This is a genomic window from Thioclava sp. GXIMD4215 (assembly GCF_045291555.1).
Lineage (GTDB): Bacteria > Pseudomonadota > Alphaproteobacteria > Rhodobacterales > Rhodobacteraceae > Thioclava > Thioclava litoralis.
Genome location: NZ_CP149515.1, coordinates 2,030,096 through 2,051,630 on the forward strand (window position 1 = coordinate 2,030,096; position 21,535 = coordinate 2,051,630).

Below are 21,535 nucleotides of genomic sequence, written 5' to 3' on the forward strand. Positions count from 1 at the left end.
AATCGTCCTGCCCCATTTGCGCGCCTTCCTCGTATGATGCAAGGGCTCAGGACAGATTGACGATCGCTCTCGCAACCCGTTTACTGCGGCTCAGGAGTTTTGAGACCATGACAGAGCAAAAACAGACCCTGACAGAGCTGAATGACCGCTCGCGCGAGGTATTCCGCCGCGTGGTCGAGGGCTATCTGGAAACCGGCGATCCGGTCGGCTCGCGTAGCCTGACCCGCATGATGAGCGAAAAGCTTTCGGCGGCAACCATCCGCAATGTGATGAACGATCTCGAATTCCTCGGTTTGCTGGACAGCCCGCATATTTCGGCGGGGCGGGTGCCGACGCAGATGGGGCTGCGGATGTTTGTCGACGGTTTCATGGAGGTTGGCACATTGGGGGCCGAGGACCGCGCGGCGCTGGATGCCAGCGTTGGCGGCAATGATCCCGATCTGGGCAATCTGATGGACCGCGTCGGCTCGGCCCTGTCGGGAATGACGCATGGGGCGAGCCTTGTTCTGTCGCCCAAGCAGGAAGCGCCGATCAAACACATCGAATTTGTGGGCCTTGCGCCCGATCGTGCGCTGGTGGTGCTGGTTTTTGCCAATGGTCAGGTCGAAAACCGTGTCTTCACACCGCCGCCCGGCCAGACGCCATCCTCGCTACGGGAGGCGGCGAATTTCATCAACTCGCTGGCCGAGGGGCGCACCTTGACCGAGCTGCGCCACGTGATGGCCGATGAAATCAGAAACCGCCGTGCCGAGCTGGACACGCTGGCGGCTGATCTGGTCGAGCAGGGGCTGGCCGAATGGGAGGACAAGGGTACCTCTTACGAACGCCTGATCGTGCGCGGACAGTCGAATCTTCTGGAGCAGATCTCCGATCTCGACCGTATCCGCACCTTGTTTGATGATCTGGAACGCAAGCGTGACATCGCGGAATTTCTCGATCTGGCGCAGGACGGGGACGGTGTGCGCATTTTTATTGGCTCCGAGAACAAGCTTTTTTCACTTTCGGGTTCCTCTCTGGTGGTAAGTCCCTATATGAACGCTGATCGGAAGATAATCGGTGCGATTGGCGTCATCGGCCCGACACGGCTGAATTACGGGCGGATCGTGCCGATCGTGGACTATACAGCGCAACTGGTCGGGCGGATGCTGTCGGGCCGGGGCAAAGGATGAAACGCATGAGCGACAAAAAAGACGAAATGAGCGAAGATCAGGTTCATCTCGACGAGACGTTCGAAGACATCATGAACGAAGGCGAGGGCGAGCTTGAAGCCCTGCGTGCCGAACGCGACGAGCTGCGCGACCGCTGGATGCGCGCATTGGCCGATGCCGAGAATTCGCGCAAGCGTGCCGATAAAGAGCGCCGCGATGCCGAAAATTACGGTGGGTCGCGTCTGGCCCGCGACATGCTGCCGGTTTTCGACAATATGCAGCGCGCGCTGAACGCTATCTCGGACGAGCTGCGCGAAAAAGCCGAGGCGCTGATCGAGGGCGTCGAACTGACCCAGCGTGAGTTGCTGAACGTCTTCGAAAAGCACGGTATCAACCAGATCGCGCCGCAGGTGGGTGACAAATTCGACCCGACCCATCACGAAGCGATGTTCGAAGCCCCCGTGCCGAACACCGTGGCGGGCGACATCATTCAGGTGATGGATGTGGGCTTTATGATCCACGACCGTCTGCTGCGTCCGGCCAAGGTCGGTGTCAGCTCGACGCCGAAGTGATGTTTCACGTGACGCATTGAAAAGGGGGCCGCTTGGCCCCCTTTGTCATTTCAGCATCTCGCGCAGCTCATAAAGCGCCTGTAGCGCCTCGCGCGGGGACAGGTCATCGGGATTGATCCCGCTCAGGCGTTCTTCCAGCGGGCTGGGGCCTTGCGGCACTGGCGCAGGCGGCGGCGCAGAGGCGAAAAGCGGCAGATCATCAATCAGCATCTGTTTCTTGGCACCGCTGTCACGGTCGCCTTTCTCCAGCATATCCAGCACCGATTTCGCGCGTGATACCACGCTATCGGGCAGACCCGCTAAGCGCGCGACCTGCACCCCGTAGGACCGGTCAGCCGCGCCCTTCTTCACCTCATGCAGGAAGATCACATCGCCCGCATGTTCCTTCACGCTGACGGTCGCATTTTCCACCCCGTCCAATTTGGCCGAAAGCGCTGTCATCTCGTGGTAATGGGTCGCAAAAAGGGCACGGCAGCGGTTGGTGGCATGTAGATGCTCCATCACCGCCCAAGCAATCGACAGCCCGTCATAGGTGGCGGTGCCGCGCCCGATCTCGTCGAGGATCACCAGCGCGCGGTCATCGGCCTGATTGAGGATCGCTGCGGTTTCGACCATCTCGACCATGAAGGTCGAGCGCCCCCGCGCCAGATCATCGGCGGCCCCCACGCGGGAAAACAGCTGGCTCACCAGCCCGATATGCGCCCGTTCCGCAGGCACGAAACTGCCTGCCTGCGCCAGTAGCGCGATGATCGCATTCTGTCGCAGGAAGGTCGATTTACCCGCCATATTCGGGCCGGTCAGCAGCCAGATCGCAGGCGTGCTATCCTTGGTCAGCCCGCAATCATTGGCGATAAACGGCGTGCCCGAGCGCTTGAGCGCATGTTCCACCACCGGATGCCGCCCTGCGGTGATTTCAAACGCGCGGGAGCTGTCGATCTCGGGGCGGACCCAGTCACCCGAGCGCGCCAGATCGGCAAAAGCACAGCCCAGATCAATCTCGGCCAGCGCACGCGACGCCTCGCCGATCGGCCCTGCCTGATCCATGATCGCGGCTTTCAGCCTGTCATAGAGCCGCTTTTCGATCTCCAGCGCCCGCGCACCGGCATTATGGATGCGCGTTTCCAGTTCCGACAGCTCTACTGTGGTGAAACGCACCTGATTGGCGGTGGTCTGACGATGGATGAATTTCTCGGACAGAGGCGGGGAAAGCATCTTCTCGGCATGGGTCGAGGTGCATTCGATGAAATAGCCCAGCACGTTGTTATGCTTGATCTTCAGGCTCGAAATGCCGGTTTCCTCGACAAATCCGGCCTGCATACCCGCAATCACCCCGCGCCCCTCGTCCCGAAGGCGGCGCGTTTCGTCGAGTTCCTCATCATAGCCCTGCGCGATAAACCCGCCATCACGCGCCAGCAGCGGCGGCTCGGCAATCAGGGCGGCATCGAGCAGCGCCACCAGCGCATCATGGCCCTGTAGCGCCTGCGCCGCATCCTGCAACAAACGCGGAGCCTCAGAGCCTGTGATCACATCATAAAGCCCGTCCGCCTGACCTAAGCCATTGCGGATCGCGGCCATATCGCGCGGGCCGCCGCGGTCCAGCGCCAGCCGCGACAGGGCGCGGTCCATATCGGGGCAGCGCTTCAGATCGGACCGCAGATCTTCTATAAAACGGGTCTGTTCCACGAGAAACGCCACCGTGTCATGGCGGGCATGGATCTGCGCCAGATCGCGCGAGGGGGCCGCCACGCGACGTTCCAGCAGACGCGCCCCACCCGCCGTCACAGTGCGGTCGATGACATTCAGCAAAGACCCTTCGCGCCCGCCTGACAGAGCCTGCGTCAGTTCCAGATTGCGCCGCGTCGAGGCGTCGATCTGCACGATGGTGCCTGCCTCTTCGCGCTGGGGGCGGCGCAGAAGCGGCAGTTTGCCGCGTTGGGTCAGGTCGAGGTAGTCGACAATCGCGCCCATGGCCGAAAGCTCGGCACGGGTGAAACTGCCAAAGGCCTCAAGCGAGCCCACCTGATAGAGATCGCGCAGCTTCTGCTCGCCCGAGGCACTGTCAAACACCGCCCGCGCCAAGGGGGTCACGGCGGCCCTCACATCCTCGATCACCTCGCGGAAGGCCTCTTCGCCGCTATCCGACACCAGCACCTCACGCGGGGTCAGGCGGGCCAGTTCCGGCCCCAGACGCGCGGGTGCACAGGCCATCACACGGAATTCGCCGGTGGAAATATCAACCCAAGCCAGCGCGCCCTCGTCCCGCAGGGCGGAATAGGCCGCAAGGAAATTGTGGCGCCGCGCTTCCAGAAGGCTTTCCTCGGTCAGCGTGCCGGGGGTGACCAGCCGCACGACATCGCGTTTGACGACCGATTTATAGCCGCGCTTCTTGGCCTCGGCGGGATCTTCCAACTGCTCGGCAATCGCCACGCGAAATCCCTTACGGATCAGCGTCAGCAGATAGCCTTCGGCGGCATGGACAGGCACGCCGCACATCGGGATCTCTTCGCCCTCATGGCTGCCGCGCTTGGTCAGCGCGATATCGAGCGCCGCAGCCGCCTCGACCGCATCCTGAAAGAACATCTCGTAGAAATCGCCCATGCGGTAGAACAGCAAAGCCCCCGGATTGGCGTCTTTGATCCCCAGATATTGTTCCATCATCGGTGTGACGGTCGGCTTTGCCATCGGTTGCCCCCTGTTTGCTCGTGGCGGACCCTACAAAAGGCGAAGCCGGCCCGCAATCTATTGAGACGCAGGCCCCAAGCGGCTAAGAAGATTGTGACTTGCAAGAAGGATATCGGCCCACATGTCCGGAAAGAACAAAATCACCCGTGAAGAAGCTCTGAGCTATCACTTGGAGCCCACGCCGGGGAAATTCGAAATTACCCCGACCACCCCCATGACCACCCAGCGTGACCTGTCGCTGGCCTATAGCCCGGGGGTGGCGGTTCCGGTGGAAGCCATCGCCGAGAACCCCGAGACCGCTTATGACTACACGGTCAAAGGCAATATGGTTGCCGTTATCTCGAATGGGTCGGCCATTCTGGGGCTGGGTAATCTTGGCGCGCTGGCGTCCAAGCCCGTGATGGAAGGCAAGGCGGTTCTGTTCAAGAAATTCGCCGATGTGAATGCCGTCGATATCGAACTGGATACGATGGAGGCCGACGAGATCATCAAGGCCGTCAAGCTGATGGAGCCGACTTTCGGCGGCATCAACCTTGAAGACATCAAAGCGCCCGAATGTTTCATCATCGAACAGGCGCTGAAGGAACAGATGGATATTCCGGTGTTCCATGATGACCAGCACGGGACGGCGGTGATCTGTGCGGCGGGCCTTCTGAACGCGCTCGAGATTTCGGGCAAGAAGATCGAGGACTGCAAGATCGTGCTCAATGGCGCCGGTGCTGCAGGTATCGCCTGCCTTGAACTCATCAAGACGATGGGCGCGCGTAACGAGAACTGCATCATGTGCGACACCAAGGGCGTGATCTATAAAGGTCGCACCGAGGGCATGAACCAGTGGAAATCGGCTCATGCGATCGAGACCACGGCGCGGACGCTGGAAGATGCGATGGAAGGGGCGGATGTGTTCCTTGGTGTCTCGGCCAAGGGCGCTGTGACGCAGGATATGGTGAAATCGATGGCCGATAATCCGGTCATCTTCGCGATGGCCAACCCCGACCCCGAGATCACCCCCGAAGAGGCCCATGAGGTCCGCGAGGATGCGATCGTGGCGACGGGCCGTTCGGATTATCCCAACCAGGTCAATAACGTGCTGGGCTTCCCCTATCTGTTCCGCGGGGCGCTCGATATCCATGCCCGCGCGATCAATGACGAGATGAAGATCGCCTGTGCCGAGGCGCTGGCGAAACTCGCCCGCGAGGACGTGCCGGATGAGGTGGCAATGGCCTATGGCCGCAAGCTGTCTTTCGGGCGCGACTATATCATCCCCACGCCCTTCGATCCGCGTCTGATCCATGTGATCCCGCCTGCGGTGGCCAAAGCCGGTATGGATACGGGTGTGGCGCGTCGTCCGATCATCGATATGGAGGCCTATGTCCATAGCCTGAGGGCCCGTATGGACCCGACCGCGACGATCCTGCAGTCGATCCATGCCCGTGCGCGCAAGGCGCAGGCCCGTATGATCTTTGCCGAGGGCGATGATCTGCGCGTGCTGCGCGCGGCTGTGCAATACCAGCGCTCGGGCACCGGCACCTCTATTGTGGTGGGCCGCGAGAACGAGGTGCGCGAAAATCTGGAAAGCGCAGGTCTTGGCGATGCCTTCCGCGAGCTGACCGTGGTGAATGCCGCCAATACCAAGCACCTCGATGCCTATCGCGACTTCCTTTACAAGCGCCTGCAGCGTCAGGGGGTGGACCGCGAGGATGCCTATAAGATGGCCGCCCGCGACCGTCACGTTTTTGCGGCGCTGATGCTGGTGCATGGTCATGGCGATGCGCTGGTGACCGGTGTGACCCGCAAATCGGCCCATGTGCTGGAACGCATCAATAAGGTGGTTGATGCCACCTCGGAAAGCGGGGCCGTCGGCATTACTGCCGTGCTGAACAAGGGCAAGATCGTGCTACTGGGCGATACGCTGGTGCATGAATGGCCCGACGAGAACGATCTGGCCGATATCGCGACCGCCGGAGCGGGGGTTGCCCGTTCGCTGGGGCTTGATCCGCGCGTGGCCTTCTGTTCCTTCTCGACCTTCGGCTATCCGGTGTCGGAACGCTCGCAGAAGATGCATGTCGCGCCGCAGGTGCTCGACGCGCGTGGCGCCGATTTCGAATATGACGGCGAGATGGCTGTGGATGTGGCGCTCAATGCGTCGGTGATGAAGAAATACGACTTCTGCCGCCTGTCGGGTCCGGCCAATATTCTGGTCATGCCCGCGCGTCACTCGGCCTCGATCTCGATCAAGCTGTTGCAAGAGATGGGCGGGGCCACCGTGATCGGCCCGATCCTGACCGGCGTGGAACATCCGATTCAGGTGTGTTCGACCACCGCGACTGTGTCCGACATCGTCAATATGGCGGCGCTGGCGGCCTGTAGCGCGAAATAAGCGCCACAAAACTGTAAAACAAAACAGGTCCGGCAAGGGGGAAACCCTTTGCCGGACCTTGTTCTTTCCGACTGCAAAAGAGTAGCCTTCCAAGGGGCTGGCATCTTTCGGGGGCTTTATGAAAATCTTCAATCTTGGCTCGATCAATGCGGATTTTTTCTACCGCTTGCCGCATCTGCCACAACCGGGCGAGACATTGGCATCCGTCGGATATGACCGCGGTCTGGGGGGGAAAGGGGCCAACCAATCGGTTGCCTGTGCCCGTGCGGGGGCGCAGATCCGCCATATCGGGGCCATCGGGGCGGAAGGGCGCTGGATGGTCGAACGGATGGAGGAGGCCGGTGTCGATTGCTCGCAGGTGGTCATCGTGCGTGAGGCTTCGGGCCATGCGATCATCTATGTCGATCAGGCGGGCGAGAATTCGATCGTGCTTCATCCCGGAGCCAACCGTACCATTCCCGAAACCGCGCTGGACGAGGCATTGGATCAGGCCGAGGACGGCGATCTGATGATCTTGCAGAACGAGACGGGCCTGCAGGTCGAGGCGGCGCAACTGGCTGCCGAGCGGGGGCTGTTCGTGATCTATTCCGCCGCCCCCTTTGACGAGGCGGCTGTGCGTGCCGTGCTGCCCTATGTCTCGCTGCTGATCGTGAACGAGGGCGAGGCGCGTGCCCTTTGCGCCAGTTTCGGGCTCAGCTTACAGGAGTTGCCCGTGAAACAGATTGTGGTGACCAAGGGCGCGCAGGGGGCTACGTGGCACAATCTGGAAACCGGCGGGCTGATCGTGATGCCGGCCTTTCCCGTGACACCGGTCGATACGACGGGGGCAGGCGATACATTCGCGGGCTATCTGGCAGCGGCGCTGGCCGAAGGATGCACGCGGGAACGGGCGATGCGTCTGGCTTCGGCGGCCTCTGCGCTCAAGGTCACACGGGCGGGAACAGCCGATGCCATTCCGACCCGTGCCGATGTCGAGGATTTTCTGGACAATCAGCCCAAGCTGTAACCGGTGCCGCGCACCGTGCGCACGGGATCATTGCCGCCATGGGCCATCAACGCCTTGCGCAACCGGCCCACATGCACGTCGATGGTGCGGGTATCGACATAGATGTCGCGGCCCCAGACGCGGTCAAGAAGCTGGTCGCGGGTCCACACACGGCCCGGCTTTTCCATTAAGGTTGATAGCAGGCGGAATTCGGTCGGACCCAGTTTCAGTGGCTGGCCATCGCGGAAGACACGGTGCTCGGCGCTATCAAGGATGATATCCTCGAAATTCAGCCGCTCGCCCATCGTGGCGGGGCGGGTGCGGCGCAACTGGGTGCGCAGCCGCGCCATCAGTTCAACCACCGAATAGGGTTTGACGACATAGTCATCGGCCCCCGTCTCCAGCCCGCGCACGCGGTCGGTTTCTTCCGAGCGCGCGGAGAGCATGATGATCGGGATATGCCGTGTGTCGCCCGAGGCTTTCACGCGGCGGCAGATCTCGATGCCCGAGACATTGGGCAGCATCCAGTCCAGCACCATCAGGTCGGGCTTCTCTTCCTTGACCATCAACAGCGCCTCTTCGCCATTGACCGCCATCACAACGCGAAACCCTTCGGCTTCAAGGTTATACTGAAGAACTTCACGCTGGGCCGATTCGTCCTCGACCACCAGAACACAGGGCTGTTGTGCCGGGGACATGTTACTTCTCCGTCGTATCCATCGGTATCACGCTCGATTGCTTCGGGCGTTCTTCATCGGGGGTCTCGCCGGTGACGAGATAGATCACCTGCTCGGCGATCGAGGTCGCATGGTCGCCCATCCGTTCGATATTCTTCGCGATGAAATGCAGATGCATGCAGCCGGTGATATTGCGCGGATCTTCCATCATATAGGTCAGGAACTCGCGGAACAGCGCGTTATACATCTGGTCCACCTCCACATCACGGTCGCGCACATCGCGGGCCAGTTGCGGGTCGCGCTGGATATAGGCATCCAGCACATCCTTGAGCATGCCCTCGACCGCCTGCGCCATACGGCGGATCGCCTTCGACGACCCGTCAACGGCCGGCACATCCATCAGGATCTGGGTCCGCTTGGCGATATTCTTGGCGTAGTCACCCGCACGTTCAAGGCTGGCCGCGATCTTGATCACCGACAGCGTCAGACGCAGATCGCGCGACACAGGCGCCCGCAGCGCGATGATGCGGGCCGCTTCCTCGTTGATCTGCTCTTCAAGCGCGTCGATGGCCTTATCCTGCGCGCGCACGCGTTGGGCCAGCTCTTCATCGCGGCTTTCAAGGGCTTCGGCAGCATCAAGGATCTGCTGTTCAACCATGCCGCCCATCTTCACGACAAGCGCCTGAACGGCCTCCAGGTCACGGTCGAAAGCGGAAGAAATATGTTCTTGGCTCATTTATTATCCTTCTCTTCCTGTCGTCCCTTAGCCGATCCGGCCAGTGATATAGGCCTCGGTGCGCGGGTCTTTGGGGTTGGTGAAAATATCGCCCGTTTCGCCATATTCCACGAGGTTCCCGAGGTGGAAGAAGGCAGTGCGCTGCGACACGCGGGCCGCCTGCTGCATCGAGTGCGTCACGATCACCACCGAGAACTGCGTGCGGAGTTCATCGATCAGTTCTTCGACCTGACCGGTGGCAATCGGGTCCAGCGCCGAGCAGGGCTCGTCCATCAGCAGAACCTCGGGCGAGGTCGCCACGGCGCGCGCGATGCACAGACGCTGCTGCTGGCCACCCGAAAGGCCCGTACCGGGGGCCTGAAGGCGGTCCTTCACCTCGTTCCAGATGGCGGCACCGCGCAGGGCGCGTTCCACGATCTCGTCCAGATCGGCCTTGTTCTTGGCCAGACCGTGGATACGCGGGCCGTAAGCCACATTGTCATAGATCGACTTGGGGAAGGGGTTGGGCTTCTGGAACACCATCCCCACCTTGGCACGCAGCTGCACGGGGTCCACACGCTTGTCGTAGATATCCTCGCCATCCAGCAGGATCTCGCCCTTGACCTTGCAGATGTCGATCGTGTCATTCATCCGGTTCAGCGTGCGCAGGAAGGTCGATTTCCCGCAGCCCGACGGCCCGATAAAGGCGGTGACGGTCTTGTCGAGGATATCGACATCGACATCCTTGATGGCGTGAGTGTCACCGTAATAGACCTGCACCTTACGGGCTTGGATTTTCATATCCTTGGCGTCCACTTTTCTCTCCGTCAGTCTCATGTCGTTCATGATGGTGGGTCCCTTACCAGCGGCGCTCGAATTTGCGGCGCAGGATGATTGCAATGATGTTCATCGTCAGCAGGAACACCAGGAGGATAATGATGCCCCCCCATGCCCGTTCATAATAGGCGGGGTCGGCGCGTTTTGCCCATTCATAGATCTGTGCGGGCATCGCGGAGTTGGGCGAGAGGAAGCCCGCAATGATGCCATCCGGCGGGTTGGAGGCGATATAGCCGATCATCCCGATCAGCAGCAGCGGTGCGGTTTCACCCAAGGCCTGAGCCAGACCGATGATCGTGCCGGTCAGAATGCCGGGCATGGCCAGCGGCAGCACATGGTGGAAGACCGATTGCATCTTCGAGGCACCAATCCCCAGCGCCGCGTCACGGATCGAGGGCGGCACGGCCTTCAGCGAGGCGCGGGTCGAGATGATGATCGTCGGCAGGGTCATCAGCGTCAGCACAAGACCACCGACCAGCGGCGCCGATTGCGGCAGATGCATGAACTGGATGAACACCGCGAGGCCAAGGATACCGAAGACAATTGACGGAACCGCAGCGAGGTTCGAGATATTCACCTCGATCAGGTCGGTCCATTTGTTCTGCGGCGCGAATTCCTCGAGGTAGATCGAGGCAGCCACCCCGATGGGCAGCGACAGGAACAGCACCACCAGCATCATGAACAGCGAGCCGATCATCGAGGTGCCGATACCGGCCTGCTCGGCGCGGCTTTCCGAGGCGTCCGATCCGGTGATGAAGTCCCAGTTGAACTGTTTCTTCACAATACCGGCCTCGACCAGCGCATCGGTCAGGTCGAGCTGCGCCACGGTGATGTTTTTATCCAAAGCGATCTCGTCGCGGTGCACACGGCCTTTCAGGTAGCCATCCACGCGCGACGAGGCGAGCACCTTGAAGGTCAGCGTCTGGCCGATCAGCGAGGGGTCATTGATCACGTCCTGACGCACCACATTGGCGGCAGAAGCCGAGATCAGGTTCTTCATATCCTTGGCTTTGGTCAGCGCGGTATCGATGCCTGCTTTCTGGACCGTATCCAGAAGCGCGTTCTCGATCAGCGGGCCATAGCCGAAGGTCGAGACCTTGGCGATATCGGCAGGGTCGCGATTGCCCTTCTTGTCCAGTTTCGCGGGGTCCAGATAGACCGGCACATTGATGAATGTCTGCTGGAAGGCCGAGACGCCATTGGTCAGGATGGTGAACAGAAGGACCACCAGAAAGACCAGACCCAGACCGATGGCCCCGATCCCCATCGCACGGAAGCGTTTTTCCTGCGCGTTGCGTTTGCGGGTGCGGGCGTCGGGGTGGTGGATCGAGCGGCGCTCGGGGGGGATTGCAGCGGCGTCGGTCATTCGTATTGCTCCCGATACTTGCGCACGATGTAGAGCGCGACAATGTTCAGCGCGAGGGTCATGACGAAAAGCGTCATCCCCAGAGAGAAGGCCACCAGAGCCTCGGGCGAGGCGAAATCGGCGTCGCCGGTCAGCTGGCTGACGATCTTGGCGGTGACGGTGGTCATCGCCTCGAAGGGGTTCATGCTGAGACGGGCGGCGGCACCGGCCCCCAGCACCACGATCATCGTCTCGCCGATAGCGCGCGAGGCGGCCAGAAGGATCGCCCCGATGATGCCCGGAAGGGCGGCGGGGAAGACAACTTGCTTGATGGTTTCCGATTTGGTGGCACCAAGCCCGTAAGAGCCGTCGCGCAGCGATTGCGGCACGGCGTTGATGATGTCATCGGACAGCGAGGAGACGAAGGGGATCAGCATGATGCCCATCACCAGACCCGCGGTCATCACCGAGCTTGCAGCCCCCATCCAGTCCAGCCCGTCGCGGCCAAAGACCGTCTGTAGGGCAGGGCCCACGGTCAGCAGCGCGAAGAGGCCGTAAACGATGGTCGGGATACCGGCGAGCACTTCCAGCAACGGCTTGGCAATCGCGCGCACCGGCTTGGACGCATATTCCGACAGGTAGATCGCGGCGAAAAGGCCGATCGGCACGGCCACGGCCAGCGCGATGAAGCTGATGTAAAGCGTGCCCCAGAGAAGCGGCAGGATGCCCAGTTGCGAGCCACCCCCGAAGGAGGGCGTCCAGTTGGTGCCGAAGAAGAAATCCGTCGCCGGATAGAGGCGGAAGAAATGCACCGTGTTGAAGATCAGCGATAGCACGATCCCGATAGTAGTCAGAATGGCGATGGACGCCGCCAAAATCAGCAGCGTCTTGATGCCGCGCTCCACGATATTGCGGGCGCGCAGGTCTTTATGGGTGGCTTTCAGCGTCAGCAGGAAGAACCCGATGGCCACGCCCAGCACCACGACCATGCGGATCATATTGCCGGTGGCGGTGAGGCTGCGATAGTGCTGTGCGGCCTTCAGTGTGGGGGCATCGACCTGCGAGCCAAGCGCCACACCCAGACCTGCCATCTTCGCGCGCAGAGTGCCGCCTGCTTGCAGATGGGCGGCTTCCGAGGCGGTCATGGCCCCTTTGGCAACCGCGATATCCAGCCCCTCGGCCAGACGTGTCACATCTGACATCATCAGGCTGATATTGCTATGTTCCTCAACCGTGGCCGCAGGGATGGCCGCGGTGACCTGCATATTGACCACGAAGGGCTGCGCGATCAGCCAGACGGCCAGCACCAGAAGGGCAGGCACAAGCGTCATCATCGCGACGTTGCTGCCATAATAACTCGGGAGCGAATGGAGAATGCGGCTGTCGCCCCCCGCAGAGGACAGGGCACGGGAACGGCCCAGCACGAAGCCAAGGGCCGCGAGCACCAGCACGATAACCAAAAGCCAGATAGCAGGCATGTCAGCTCCGATCGATTGAGTATGCCAAGGTGAAAGGCGGAGAAACAAAGAAGAGGGCGGCACAGGATCTGCCGCCCCCCGAATAAGCCGGGTAGGGCAGATTACATGCCCGATCCCATGGTTTTCTCGTCAGCAACGTCCTGTTGGGTTGTTGCCAGTTCCGGATCGGAGACCAGACCGTATTGTGCCAGCGGGCCATCGGGGCCTGCGATCTCGTCGGAGACGAAGAATTCCGCGTATTCTTTCAGTCCGGGGATCACGCCGATATGCGCTTTCTTGATGTAGAAGTAGAGCGGACGCGACACCGGATAGTCACCCGAGGCGATGGTTTCGGTCGAGGGTTCGACGCCGCCCATCGTGGCCACTTTCAGCTTGTCGGTGTTGTTCTCGTAGAAGGCCAGACCGAAGACGCCGACGCCATCGGGGTTCGAGGCGATGCGGGCGAGGGTTTCGGTGTAATCCCCGTCGATATCGACCGATTTGCCATCGGTGCGCACCGACATACAGGCCTTTTCGGCGTCTTTCTCGTCCATGCCACCCGAGACCATTGCGTCCAGCGCGCCGGAATCCTTGCAGCCCTGAACGAGGACTTTCTCTTCGAACACTTCACGGGTGCCGTGTTTGGTGCCCGGGATATAGGCCGCGATCTCGACATCCGGCAGATCGGCGTTGAAATCCGACCATTTGGCATAGCTGTTATCGACCAGCTTGCCGTCTTTCAGGACTTTGGCGCCAAGCGCGTTATAGAGGTCTGCCGGTTGGAAGGCGGTAAATTCGGGGCCGGTTTTCTGGCTGGCGAAGACGATCCCGTCATAGCCGATGCGGACCTGAATGATGTCATTCACGCCATTGGCGTGGCAGGTCTCGATCTCTTTGTCCTTGATGGCGCGCGAGGCGTTCGCGATGTCGATGGTGTTTTCACCGACCCCTTCGCAGAAGCGCTTCAGACCCGAGGAAGAGCCACCCGATTCAACGACCGGAGTGGGGAAATCGAAGTTTTCGCCGAAAGCTTCCGCCACGATCGAGGCGTAAGGCAGAACGGTGGACGAGCCTGCGACTTGGATATTGTCACGCGCAAAGGCACCTGCCGTAGAGGCAACGGTGATGGCAAGGGCGGATGCCGTCAGCTTAACAGTGTTCATGGTTCTCTCCCAGAAGATCTTAAACGGGCCGCTATGGGCTCGCTGCCTGTGCTAGAGGGCGGCTGTGACGCTTATGCGAACGTTGTGTAACGCTTATATGACAAACGGCCGTTCTCGGGAAAAACCCCAAGAAAAAGTTAATTTGCGATATAGCGCGTGATGGCGCGTGCAATCAGCGCGGGTATCGCCGCATGCTCGCCAATCGGTGCCAGAAGCGGGCCGGTAAAGCCTGCCAGACGCAGCGCATGGGGAATGTCACCTTCGACATGACCGGCGCGCAATGCGAAGAAAGGCAGGCACAGGCCCTGACGGCTTGTTCTGGCGACGGTCTCGATAAAGGGGGCTTCTTCGATCAGCCCCACGCGCACCCGCCAGAACGGTCCCGCGGCCTGTAGTTTCTGCGCCATCGCATAGGCGCTGTCTTTCGAGCGACGGGCAATCTTGGAGCCGTGCGCACAAAGGATCAGATCCGTTTCGGCAGGCTCCAGACCGGCATCCTTGGCGGCCTGCAGGCTGTCTTGCAGAATCAGCGCCTCCAACGCCGGATCAATACCGAACGGGTCCATATGCGCAGCGCTTCGGCCCATCTTTTCCAGCCGGCGTGGAATTTCGCGTTTGGTAAACCAGCCTTCCGCCATGAAAAACGGATAGATCACCGGATTTTCGCAATCCTCCAGCGCGCTTTCCAGCGCCCCCTGTTTGGCCAGCGTGGCGGCTTTGACAGGGATATCGGGGCAAAGCGACTGCACCTTGGCCGCAAGAGCGTCCAGCGCGGCTTGCTTTGGCTCCGGATCCGAGGGGGAGCCGTGGGCGACGATGATGACGGTGTTCATGATGTGATGATAGCAGGCCTTCGGGGTCCGGCAATCTTTCTCGAGAATGGCCGGATTGGCAAGCGCAACTGTATGTGTTCCATTAACACACTGTAAATACTCTATTTTTAAGCGATTATCTTTTGCTTTGCGGCAAAACTTGGCTTATACCCATAGATACCGGCCAGGAAGGCCAGAACCAAATAGAGTTTCACGTGTGGTGCGTAGGGGTGCACGTGGGGTGGTGAGGGTTCTGGTAGGGGTGCCGGAACCCTCATTTTTATGTCCGGCTCTGGTCGATGGCTCAGTTCGGGTCGGTTTCGGCCATCGCGCAGACGATGCGCCATTCCTCTTCCGTTACCGGCTGTACCGAAAGCCGCATCGATGTCACGAGGGCCATCTCTGCCAGCCGTGGCTCCGCTTTCACATCGGCCAGCGTCACGGGCAGCTTGACCGGACGCACCGCGCGGATATGCACGCAATCCCAGCGCGGATCATCGGTGGTGCTGTCTGGGGCGCTTTCGGCGCAGACCTCGCAGATCCCCACCACTTCCTTGCCGATATTGGAATGGTAGAACAGCCCGCGATCGCCGATCTTCATCTCGCGCATATTGTTGCGCGCCAGATAGTTACGCACGCCGTCCCATTCCTCGCCCGCCTCTCCTTTGGCAACGAGCTGGTCCCAGGAAAACTTGTTGGGCTCGGATTTGAACAGCCAGTAACGCATCAGATGACCTTCTTCCATTCCATGACAGAGACGCTTTCGAAGAGACCCGCCTTGGCATAGGGATCATTTGCGGCCCAATCCTGTGCGGCGGCAAGGCTGTCGGTTTCAAGCACGACCAAAGACCCGCACATCGCGCCATTCTCGAGGAAGGGGCCTGCCTGTGCCACGATACCCGTTTCCTTGAGATAGGCCAGATGCGCCTCGCGCGTGTCCAGACGGGTTTGCAGGTGGTCGGGCTTGTCGCGGCAGATTACGGCGTAGAACATTCATTCCTCCTTCAAAGGGCGCGAAAGCAGCGCCAGAGTGGCTTGCGCCACGGTCATTCGGTTGTCGCAAAGTGCGGCGATCATCACTGCGATCGGCATCTCGATTCCGCCATGTTCGGCCATACGCGCAACCGCATGGGCAGTGGCCACACCCTCTACGGTCACAGTCTGGTCTATGGTCTCGCCTGCGCCAAGCGCGAAGCCGTGGCGGAAATTGCGTGACTGGCTGGAGGTGCAGGTGAGCACCAGATCACCAAAGCCCGCCAGCCCCGACAGTGTTTCGGGGCGTGCACCACGGGCCACGGCCAGCCGGTTCATTTCCGCGAAACCGCGGGTCATCAGGGCAGCGCGGGCGGAATCTCCCATGCCTGCGCCCATCACGACGCCCGCGCCGATGGCGATCACGTTCTTCAGGGCGCCGCCCAGTTCGGCCCCGATGGTATCGGCGCTGCGATACAGGCGCAGGCTGGGAGTGGAGAGTTCGGCCTGAAGCGCCTCGGCCCCATCCGCGCAGGCCAGCGTCAGCGCGGTCGGCAAGCCACGCCCGATATCGGCGGCAAAGCTCGGGCCGGTCAGGATGGCGGCGCGCGCCTGCGGTACAAGGGCGGCCATCAGCGCCGTCGGTCCCTTGCCGGTTTCAAGATCGATTCCCTTGGAGCAACTGACAAGCGTCTTGCCTTTCAGAAGCTGGGCATGTTCGGCCAGAAAGGCAGCGGTCCGTTGCATGGGAAGCGCCAGAAGGATGGTCTGCGCCCGACAGGCGGCATCCAGATCTGCGGTGATGGTGATGGCATCGGGCAGGCTGGCCCCCGGCAGGCGTTTGGCATTCTCGCGGGTCTCACGCATCGCGCGGACCTGCTCGCCATCACGCGACCATAGCGTGACGGGACCGTTTTGCGACAGGCTGATCGCCAGTGCGGTGCCGAAAGCCCCTGATCCCAGAACCGAAATCACGCCTTTGCCCCTTTCTTGCCCGACCCCAGCAAGGGGGCCGCTTTGCGGTCCAGCGGCCAGCGCGGGCGCGCGACCAGATCCATGCCATCGCGATGCCCCAGCCGGAAACGTTCCAGGCCTGCCCATGCAATCATCGCGGCGTTATCGGTGCAAAGCCGCAGGGGGGGGGCCACAAATGTTGCACCAAATTCGGTTGCCACGCTTTCGAGCCCCGCGCGGATGGCACGGTTTGCGGCCACCCCGCCGGCCACGGCAAAACCGGGGGCGCTGGGCGCGAGGTCCATATATTCGGTCAGGGCACGCCGCGATTTCTTGACCAGAACATCGGTCACGGCGGCTTGGAAGCTGGCGCAGATATCGCGGCGAATGGCGCGCGGCAGGCCGCCATGCTGGGCCACGACCTCGTCACGGGTGCGCAAAAGCGCGGTCTTGAGCCCCGAAAAAGACATATCGCATCCCGGACGGTCCAGAAGCGGGCGCGGAAAGGCATAGGCTTTGGGATTGCCGCCCTCGGCCTCGGTCTCGACATTGGGGCCACCGGGTTGGGGCAGGGCCAGAAGTTTGGCGGTTTTGTCGAAGGCCTCGCCCGGTGCATCGTCAATCGTGCCGCCCAGACGGGTGAATTCCTCGGGGCCGTGGGCGATCAGGAACTGGCAATGCCCGCCCGAGACCAGCAGCATCAGATAGGGAAAGGCCATGCCATCGGTCAGGCGCGGGGTCAGCGCATGGCCCGCCAGATGGTTGACCCCCACCAGGGGCAGTCCCGTTCCGGCGGCAATTCCTTTGGCGCACATCACGCCCGACATCACGCCGCCAATCAGGCCGGGGCCTGCCGTGACCGCGATCCCATCCAGATCCGTCAGCCCGAGCTGCGCCTGCTCCAGCGCCTGTTCGACACAAAGATCGAGCTTTTCGGCATGGGCGCGGGCTGCAATTTCGGGGACAACGCCGCCAAAGGCTGCATGCAACTCGGTCTGGCCCGAAACGATGCTGGCCAGAATCTGTGTGCCGTCATCGCCGTGACGCACGATGGCAGCGGCCGTGTCATCGCAGCTGGATTCGATACCAAGAAAAGTCAGGGTCCGGGCCATGGTGCCTCGATTGCGTATGGGTCAGGCTGCAGGTAACACTGCTTGGGGCATGAGACAATCCCGCGCTCACGGCCCTTTGCCCCGAACAGGATGCCGATGGACCCGTTTCCGACCCTTTTGCTGACCCGTCCCGCCGAAGCGAATGCGCGGTTTCTGGCCGCGTTGCGGGCTGCGGGCGTGACCCTGCCCGCGCTGTGTTCGCCCCTGATCGAAATCGAGCCGCTTCCCCCCGCAAACTGTCCGGAGGGCGATCTGGTCTTTACCTCGCAGCAGGCGGTTGCGCCTTTTGCGGCGGCTTTTCCCCGGATGCAGGGACGGCGGGCATGGTGCGTGGGGGCACGCACGGCCGAGGTGGCGCGGCAGGCCGGATATGCGGTGCGCGTCGGTGCGGGGCAGGCCAAGGCGCTTGAACAACAGATTCTGGCCGAAGGCGGTGCGGGGCCGTTTGTCCATGTCTGTGGCGATCATCTGGCCCATGATCTGGTGGGCGGGCTTCTGGCGGCGGGGCGGCAGGCCTTTGCGCTTCAGGTCTATCGACAGGTGCCGCAGCGTCCGACAAGGCAGGCGCTTGCACTTCTTTCGGGAGAAACCCCTGTTTTGGTGCCGGTTTTTTCACCGCGTACGGCACAGATCTTTACGAAATATTTGCCGGAAAACCATGCCCCCCTATACCTTGGCGCAATCAGCACTACTGTAGCTCGGCAGCTTGCAGCTGTGGCAAACGCCCATATCGAGGTTTCACGGGAAACAAGTTCGGCTGCGATGGTCGAGCTTCTCAAGCGTTTGGCATGTCGGAGCGTTGCGACTTGAAGAGAGGTTGATCCGGGGGCTAGAGTGGCCACGGTTCAATACAGCGGATTGCTTAGGAGGAATTGCCGTGGCTGCACCCGAGGATAAGAAATCGGAAAAACCTGATGCAGCGAAGGATGAAAGCGTTACGCCTGAATCCGTCCCGGCCGTTCCGGAGCCTCTCTCTGACACCCTGACCGCGCAAAAGCCTGCCGATACCGCACCGGAGGCGGAAGAGGTGGAGACGGATGATCCGCTGGAAGGCCGCAACGAGGGGCTGGCGGAAGAAACGGCTTTTGGCAGCGATGATATCGTTGCCGCAGAGCAGGTCGAGGCCGAACAGAAAGAGGATGCGCCGGAGGCCGGAGATACCGCCCCCGTGGAGGCGGCGCCTCTTGTAGAGCCCGAGACGCCAGAGCCTGCGGTCAAACCTGCGGTCGCGCCGGTTGCTTCGCATACGGTTGTCGAAAAGCGGGGTGGTTTCGGGGCGCTACTGGCAGGCGGCGTTGTGGCGGCGGTCATCGGGGCTGCTGCCGCGATCTGGGCATTGCCGCAGCTTCCACAAGATCTTCAGGCAAGGATTTTCCCGCCGCAACAGGCCTTTGACAGCTCTGCGCTGGAAGGATCCGTAGCCGATCTGTCGTCGCAGGTCAGCGCGTTGCAGCAAAGCGTTTCGGCGCTACAGGACAATATAGCGGCAATGGGCCAGTCTCAGGGGCAATCTGGGGGGGGCGATATCTCCGGCTTGCAAGAGCAGATCACTGCGCTGCAGTCCAAACTTGACGGGGTGACCGGTCCCAATGCGGCGGCCGCCGAAGAGGCAGAGCGCCGTGCCCGTGCCCGCGCGGCCATTGCGCAAATCCGCGCCGCGCTCCTCAATGGTACCCCGATTGCCGAACCCGTGGCACAGGCGCGCGATGCAAAGCTTGATGTGCCGGAGGCGCTAGGGATCGAACCCCAGAGCACCAAGGCACTACAGGAGGCCTTCCCCGCGCCTGCACGGAGCGCACTGGATGCGGCCCGTCGCGCGGATGCCGGAGATAATCTGGGCGCCCGCATAGAGACGTTCCTGCTGACGCAGACAGGGGCGCGTTCCGTGGCCCCGCAAGAGGGCAGCGGGCCGGATGCCGTGCTGTCGCGTGCGCAGGCCGCTGTCGATGCGGGGGACTTCAAAACCGCCATTACCGAAATTTCTGCCCTTCCGCAGGTGTCGCAGGACATTCTGTCGGGGTGGGTTGCTCAGGCACAGAAACGTGTCGCCGCTGAGGAGGCAGTCGCTTCGCTTGCCTCGCAGGTCCAATAAGGAGGGACGGCCATGCTTTGGTCTTTCATCAAAATCGCTGTCTTTCTGATTGCGGTCACCGGTGTCACTTATGGCGCGATGACGCTGGCCAGTTCGGCGGATGGGGTGCAGGTCGTTCTGGCAGGGGTGGAATATAACCTCGGTCCGGTTCAGGCGATTATCGCCGCGCTCGTGCTGATCCTTGCCGTGTTCATTTTCCTGAAACTGGTGGGCTTTGTGGTCGCGCTTTTGCGGTTTCTCGTGGGTGACGAGACCGCGCTGACCCGCTATTTTGACCGTTCGCGCGAGCGTCGCGGTTACAAGGCGCTGGCCGATGGCATGATTTCTGTCGCATCGGGCGAGGGGCGTCTGGCCTATTCCCAGGCCAAGAAGGCGCAACGCCTGCTGGGCCGCCCCGAGCTGACCAATCTTCTGGTCGCGCAGGCGGCGGAAACCAAAGGGGACACCAAGAAAGCGACAGAAGCCTACAAGCTTTTGCTATCGGACCAGCGCACCCGTTTTATCGGTGTGCGGGGGTTGATGCGCCAGAAGCTGGCCGAGGGCGATACCGATACCGCGCTTGCGCTTGCGCAGAAAGCCTATGCCCTCAAACCGTCGCATGAGGAAACGCAGGATACGCTGCTCAAGCTCTCGACCGAGAAGGGCGAGTGGAGCGATGCGCGCAAGGTGATCAGCTATAAGCGGCATAGCGGTCTGCTGCCGAAAGATGTGGCCAAGCGCCGTGACGCGGTGCTGGCGCTGCAAGAGGCCAAAGGTATTCTCGACGAGGGGGCCAGCATCGAGGCCCGCGAAGCCGCGATTGCGGCCAATAAGTCCTCGCCCGATCTGATTCCGGCGGCGGCCCTGGCGGCCCGTTCCTATATCGAGAAGGGCAAGCCGAAGAATGCAGAGCGGGTGATCCGCAAGGCATGGGAGGCCCAGCCGCATCCGGATCTGGCATCTGCCTATGCAGCGATCCTGCCCGACGAGACCCCGCAGGCGCGCCTGAAGCGCTTCCAGAAGCTTTTGGTGCTGCGCCCCGATCACGAAGAGACCCGTCTTTTGCGGGCCGAGCTGAATATCGCGGCGGAAAACTTCCCCGAGGCGCGTCGGGCGCTGGGCAATCTGGCCGACACCCATCCCACCTCGCGCGTGCTGGCCATTATGGCTGCGGTAGAGCGTGGCGAAGGGTCGGATGACGCGGTCGTTCGTGGCTGGCTGGCCAAGGCGCTGACCGCGCCGCGTGGCCCGCAATGGTGCTGTGACGCTTGCCAGAATATCCAAAGCGAGTGGACACCGGTCTGCGATAATTGCGGTGGGTTCGATACGCTTAGCTGGCGCGAGCCGCCGAAATCGGACCAGCCCCTGCCGCATGGGGCAGAGATGCTGCCGTTGATCGTGGGGGCTCCGGCCGTGATGACCGAAAGCGAGGCAGAGCGGAATGCCGAAGAGGCGGGGATCGAGGTTGAAGAGGCCGAGATCGTGACCGGGGCGACCGAAGAGCCTCCTGCGGACGAAAACAGCACGGGGTCGGACCCCTTGATGTCTGCCGGAACCGGAGAAGATCAAAAGAAATCCGCTTTGGGATAAAATAGGGGCTACACATCCCCGGCGCGGCATGCTAATTGCCGCGCCACACCGTACAGGTGTAGC

19 protein-coding genes are annotated in these 21,535 nt (G+C 61.6%); 7 read left to right on the forward strand and 12 right to left on the reverse strand.

Annotation, left to right across the window (positions count from 1 at the left end; genetic code table 11):
* Nucleotides 1–107: 107 nt before the first annotated feature.
* Nucleotides 108–1,169, forward strand: a complete 1,062-nt coding sequence (gene hrcA / locus WDB86_RS10035; RefSeq protein ID WP_339108602.1) for a heat-inducible transcriptional repressor HrcA — start codon at nt 108–110, stop codon at nt 1,167–1,169.
* A 5-nt stretch (nt 1,170–1,174) separates the two neighbouring features.
* A complete protein-coding gene (locus tag WDB86_RS10040; RefSeq protein WP_339108601.1) occupies nt 1,175–1,720 on the forward strand; it encodes a nucleotide exchange factor GrpE in 546 nt (181 codons plus the stop codon).
* Nucleotides 1,721–1,765: 45 nt separating this feature from the next.
* Here WDB86_RS10040 and mutS read toward each other — a convergent pair whose 3' ends face one another.
* Nucleotides 1,766–4,402: a DNA mismatch repair protein MutS gene (mutS, locus tag WDB86_RS10045; RefSeq protein ID WP_406735823.1), complete on the reverse strand. Its 2,637-nt coding sequence runs from the start codon at nt 4,400–4,402 to the stop codon at nt 1,766–1,768.
* 121 nt (nt 4,403–4,523) lie between these two features.
* On the opposite strand from mutS, the gene WDB86_RS10050 reads away from it, so the two are divergent.
* The gene (locus WDB86_RS10050) at nt 4,524–6,782 is read left to right on the forward strand and encodes an NADP-dependent malic enzyme (protein WP_406735824.1); all 2,259 of its coding nucleotides are present in this window, start codon (nt 4,524–4,526) and stop codon (nt 6,780–6,782) included.
* A gap of 118 nt (nt 6,783–6,900) precedes the next feature.
* Complete coding sequence (locus WDB86_RS10055; RefSeq protein WP_339108598.1) at nt 6,901–7,788, forward strand: ribokinase; 888 nt, start codon at nt 6,901–6,903, stop codon at nt 7,786–7,788.
* On the opposite strand, the gene phoB is transcribed toward WDB86_RS10055, so the two are convergent.
* From phoB to tsaD, 11 genes are all read right to left on the reverse strand, one after another.
* Complete coding sequence (gene phoB / locus WDB86_RS10060; RefSeq protein WP_339108597.1) at nt 7,773–8,465, reverse strand: phosphate regulon transcriptional regulator PhoB; 693 nt, start codon at nt 8,463–8,465, stop codon at nt 7,773–7,775. The genes WDB86_RS10055 and phoB overlap by 16 nt on opposite strands.
* A 1-nt stretch (nt 8,466) precedes the next feature.
* Nucleotides 8,467–9,180 (reverse strand): phosphate signaling complex protein PhoU, encoded by a 714-nt coding sequence (gene phoU, locus WDB86_RS10065; protein ID WP_339108596.1) that lies wholly within the window; start codon nt 9,178–9,180, stop codon nt 8,467–8,469.
* A 27-nt stretch (nt 9,181–9,207) separates the two neighbouring features.
* Nucleotides 9,208–10,005, reverse strand: coding sequence for a phosphate ABC transporter ATP-binding protein PstB (gene pstB, locus WDB86_RS10070; protein WP_339108595.1), 798 nt, complete (start codon nt 10,003–10,005; stop codon nt 9,208–9,210).
* A gap of 13 nt (nt 10,006–10,018) precedes the next feature.
* On the reverse strand, nt 10,019–11,362 hold the full coding sequence (gene pstA, locus WDB86_RS10075) for a phosphate ABC transporter permease PstA (protein WP_406735825.1): 1,344 nt from the start codon (nt 11,360–11,362) through the stop codon (nt 10,019–10,021).
* A complete protein-coding gene (gene pstC / locus WDB86_RS10080; protein ID WP_406735826.1) occupies nt 11,359–12,819 on the reverse strand; it encodes a phosphate ABC transporter permease subunit PstC in 1,461 nt (486 codons plus the stop codon). The genes pstA and pstC overlap by 4 nt, the downstream gene beginning before the upstream one ends.
* Nucleotides 12,820–12,920: 101 nt before the next feature.
* Nucleotides 12,921–13,961: a substrate-binding domain-containing protein gene (locus WDB86_RS10085; RefSeq protein ID WP_339108592.1), complete on the reverse strand. Its 1,041-nt coding sequence runs from the start codon at nt 13,959–13,961 to the stop codon at nt 12,921–12,923.
* Between the two features lie 137 nt (nt 13,962–14,098).
* Nucleotides 14,099–14,794, reverse strand: coding sequence for a CbiX/SirB N-terminal domain-containing protein (locus WDB86_RS10090; protein ID WP_406735827.1), 696 nt, complete (start codon nt 14,792–14,794; stop codon nt 14,099–14,101).
* A gap of 283 nt (nt 14,795–15,077) precedes the next feature.
* Nucleotides 15,078–15,500, reverse strand: coding sequence for an EVE domain-containing protein (locus WDB86_RS10095; RefSeq protein ID WP_339108590.1), 423 nt, complete (start codon nt 15,498–15,500; stop codon nt 15,078–15,080).
* Complete coding sequence (locus tag WDB86_RS10100) at nt 15,500–15,766, reverse strand: YciI family protein (protein ID WP_339108589.1); 267 nt, start codon at nt 15,764–15,766, stop codon at nt 15,500–15,502. The genes WDB86_RS10095 and WDB86_RS10100 overlap by 1 nt, the downstream gene beginning before the upstream one ends.
* Nucleotides 15,767–16,720 (reverse strand): NAD(P)H-dependent glycerol-3-phosphate dehydrogenase, encoded by a 954-nt coding sequence (locus WDB86_RS10105; protein ID WP_339108588.1) that lies wholly within the window; start codon nt 16,718–16,720, stop codon nt 15,767–15,769. It abuts the gene before it with no gap.
* Nucleotides 16,717–17,811: a tRNA (adenosine(37)-N6)-threonylcarbamoyltransferase complex transferase subunit TsaD gene (gene tsaD / locus WDB86_RS10110; protein ID WP_406735828.1), complete on the reverse strand. Its 1,095-nt coding sequence runs from the start codon at nt 17,809–17,811 to the stop codon at nt 16,717–16,719. The genes WDB86_RS10105 and tsaD overlap by 4 nt, the downstream gene beginning before the upstream one ends.
* A gap of 96 nt (nt 17,812–17,907) precedes the next feature.
* Here tsaD and WDB86_RS10115 point away from each other — a divergent pair, with 96 nt between their 5' ends.
* The 3 genes from WDB86_RS10115 to WDB86_RS10125 all read left to right on the forward strand — a co-directional run bounded on the left by WDB86_RS10115 (nt 17,908) and on the right by WDB86_RS10125 (nt 21,472).
* Nucleotides 17,908–18,621: a uroporphyrinogen-III synthase gene (locus tag WDB86_RS10115; RefSeq protein ID WP_406735829.1), complete on the forward strand. Its 714-nt coding sequence runs from the start codon at nt 17,908–17,910 to the stop codon at nt 18,619–18,621.
* A gap of 67 nt (nt 18,622–18,688) precedes the next feature.
* Nucleotides 18,689–19,903, forward strand: a complete 1,215-nt coding sequence (locus WDB86_RS10120) for a hypothetical protein (protein WP_406735830.1) — start codon at nt 18,689–18,691, stop codon at nt 19,901–19,903.
* Nucleotides 19,904–19,915: 12 nt separating this feature from the next.
* Entirely contained in the window at nt 19,916–21,472 is a 1,557-nt protein-coding gene (locus WDB86_RS10125) for a heme biosynthesis protein HemY (RefSeq protein ID WP_406735831.1), read from the forward strand.
* The last annotated feature ends 63 nt before the right edge of the window (nt 21,473–21,535 follow it).

What these genes read in the sequence shown, in the direction of transcription:
- hrcA (WP_339108602.1), top strand. Translation starts at nt 108, where the DNA reads ATGACAGAGCAAAAACAGACCCTGACAGAGCTGAATGACCGCTCGCGC.
- WDB86_RS10040 (WP_339108601.1), top strand. Translation starts at nt 1,175, where the DNA reads ATGAGCGACAAAAAAGACGAAATGAGCGAAGATCAGGTTCATCTCGAC.
- mutS (WP_406735823.1), bottom strand. Translation starts at nt 4,402, where the DNA reads ATGGCAAAGCCGACCGTCACACCGATGATGGAACAATATCTGGGGATC.
- WDB86_RS10050 (WP_406735824.1), top strand. Translation starts at nt 4,524, where the DNA reads ATGTCCGGAAAGAACAAAATCACCCGTGAAGAAGCTCTGAGCTATCAC.
- WDB86_RS10055 (WP_339108598.1), top strand. Translation starts at nt 6,901, where the DNA reads ATGAAAATCTTCAATCTTGGCTCGATCAATGCGGATTTTTTCTACCGC.
- phoB (WP_339108597.1), bottom strand. Translation starts at nt 8,465, where the DNA reads ATGTCCCCGGCACAACAGCCCTGTGTTCTGGTGGTCGAGGACGAATCG.
- phoU (WP_339108596.1), bottom strand. Translation starts at nt 9,180, where the DNA reads ATGAGCCAAGAACATATTTCTTCCGCTTTCGACCGTGACCTGGAGGCC.
- pstB (WP_339108595.1), bottom strand. Translation starts at nt 10,005, where the DNA reads ATGAACGACATGAGACTGACGGAGAGAAAAGTGGACGCCAAGGATATG.
- pstA (WP_406735825.1), bottom strand. Translation starts at nt 11,362, where the DNA reads ATGACCGACGCCGCTGCAATCCCCCCCGAGCGCCGCTCGATCCACCAC.
- pstC (WP_406735826.1), bottom strand. Translation starts at nt 12,819, where the DNA reads ATGCCTGCTATCTGGCTTTTGGTTATCGTGCTGGTGCTCGCGGCCCTT.
- WDB86_RS10085 (WP_339108592.1), bottom strand. Translation starts at nt 13,961, where the DNA reads ATGAACACTGTTAAGCTGACGGCATCCGCCCTTGCCATCACCGTTGCC.
- WDB86_RS10090 (WP_406735827.1), bottom strand. Translation starts at nt 14,794, where the DNA reads ATGAACACCGTCATCATCGTCGCCCACGGCTCCCCCTCGGATCCGGAG.
- WDB86_RS10095 (WP_339108590.1), bottom strand. Translation starts at nt 15,500, where the DNA reads ATGCGTTACTGGCTGTTCAAATCCGAGCCCAACAAGTTTTCCTGGGAC.
- WDB86_RS10100 (WP_339108589.1), bottom strand. Translation starts at nt 15,766, where the DNA reads ATGTTCTACGCCGTAATCTGCCGCGACAAGCCCGACCACCTGCAAACC.
- tsaD (WP_406735828.1), bottom strand. Translation starts at nt 17,811, where the DNA reads ATGGCCCGGACCCTGACTTTTCTTGGTATCGAATCCAGCTGCGATGAC.
- WDB86_RS10115 (WP_406735829.1), top strand. Translation starts at nt 17,908, where the DNA reads ATGGACCCGTTTCCGACCCTTTTGCTGACCCGTCCCGCCGAAGCGAAT.
- WDB86_RS10125 (WP_406735831.1), top strand. Translation starts at nt 19,916, where the DNA reads ATGCTTTGGTCTTTCATCAAAATCGCTGTCTTTCTGATTGCGGTCACC.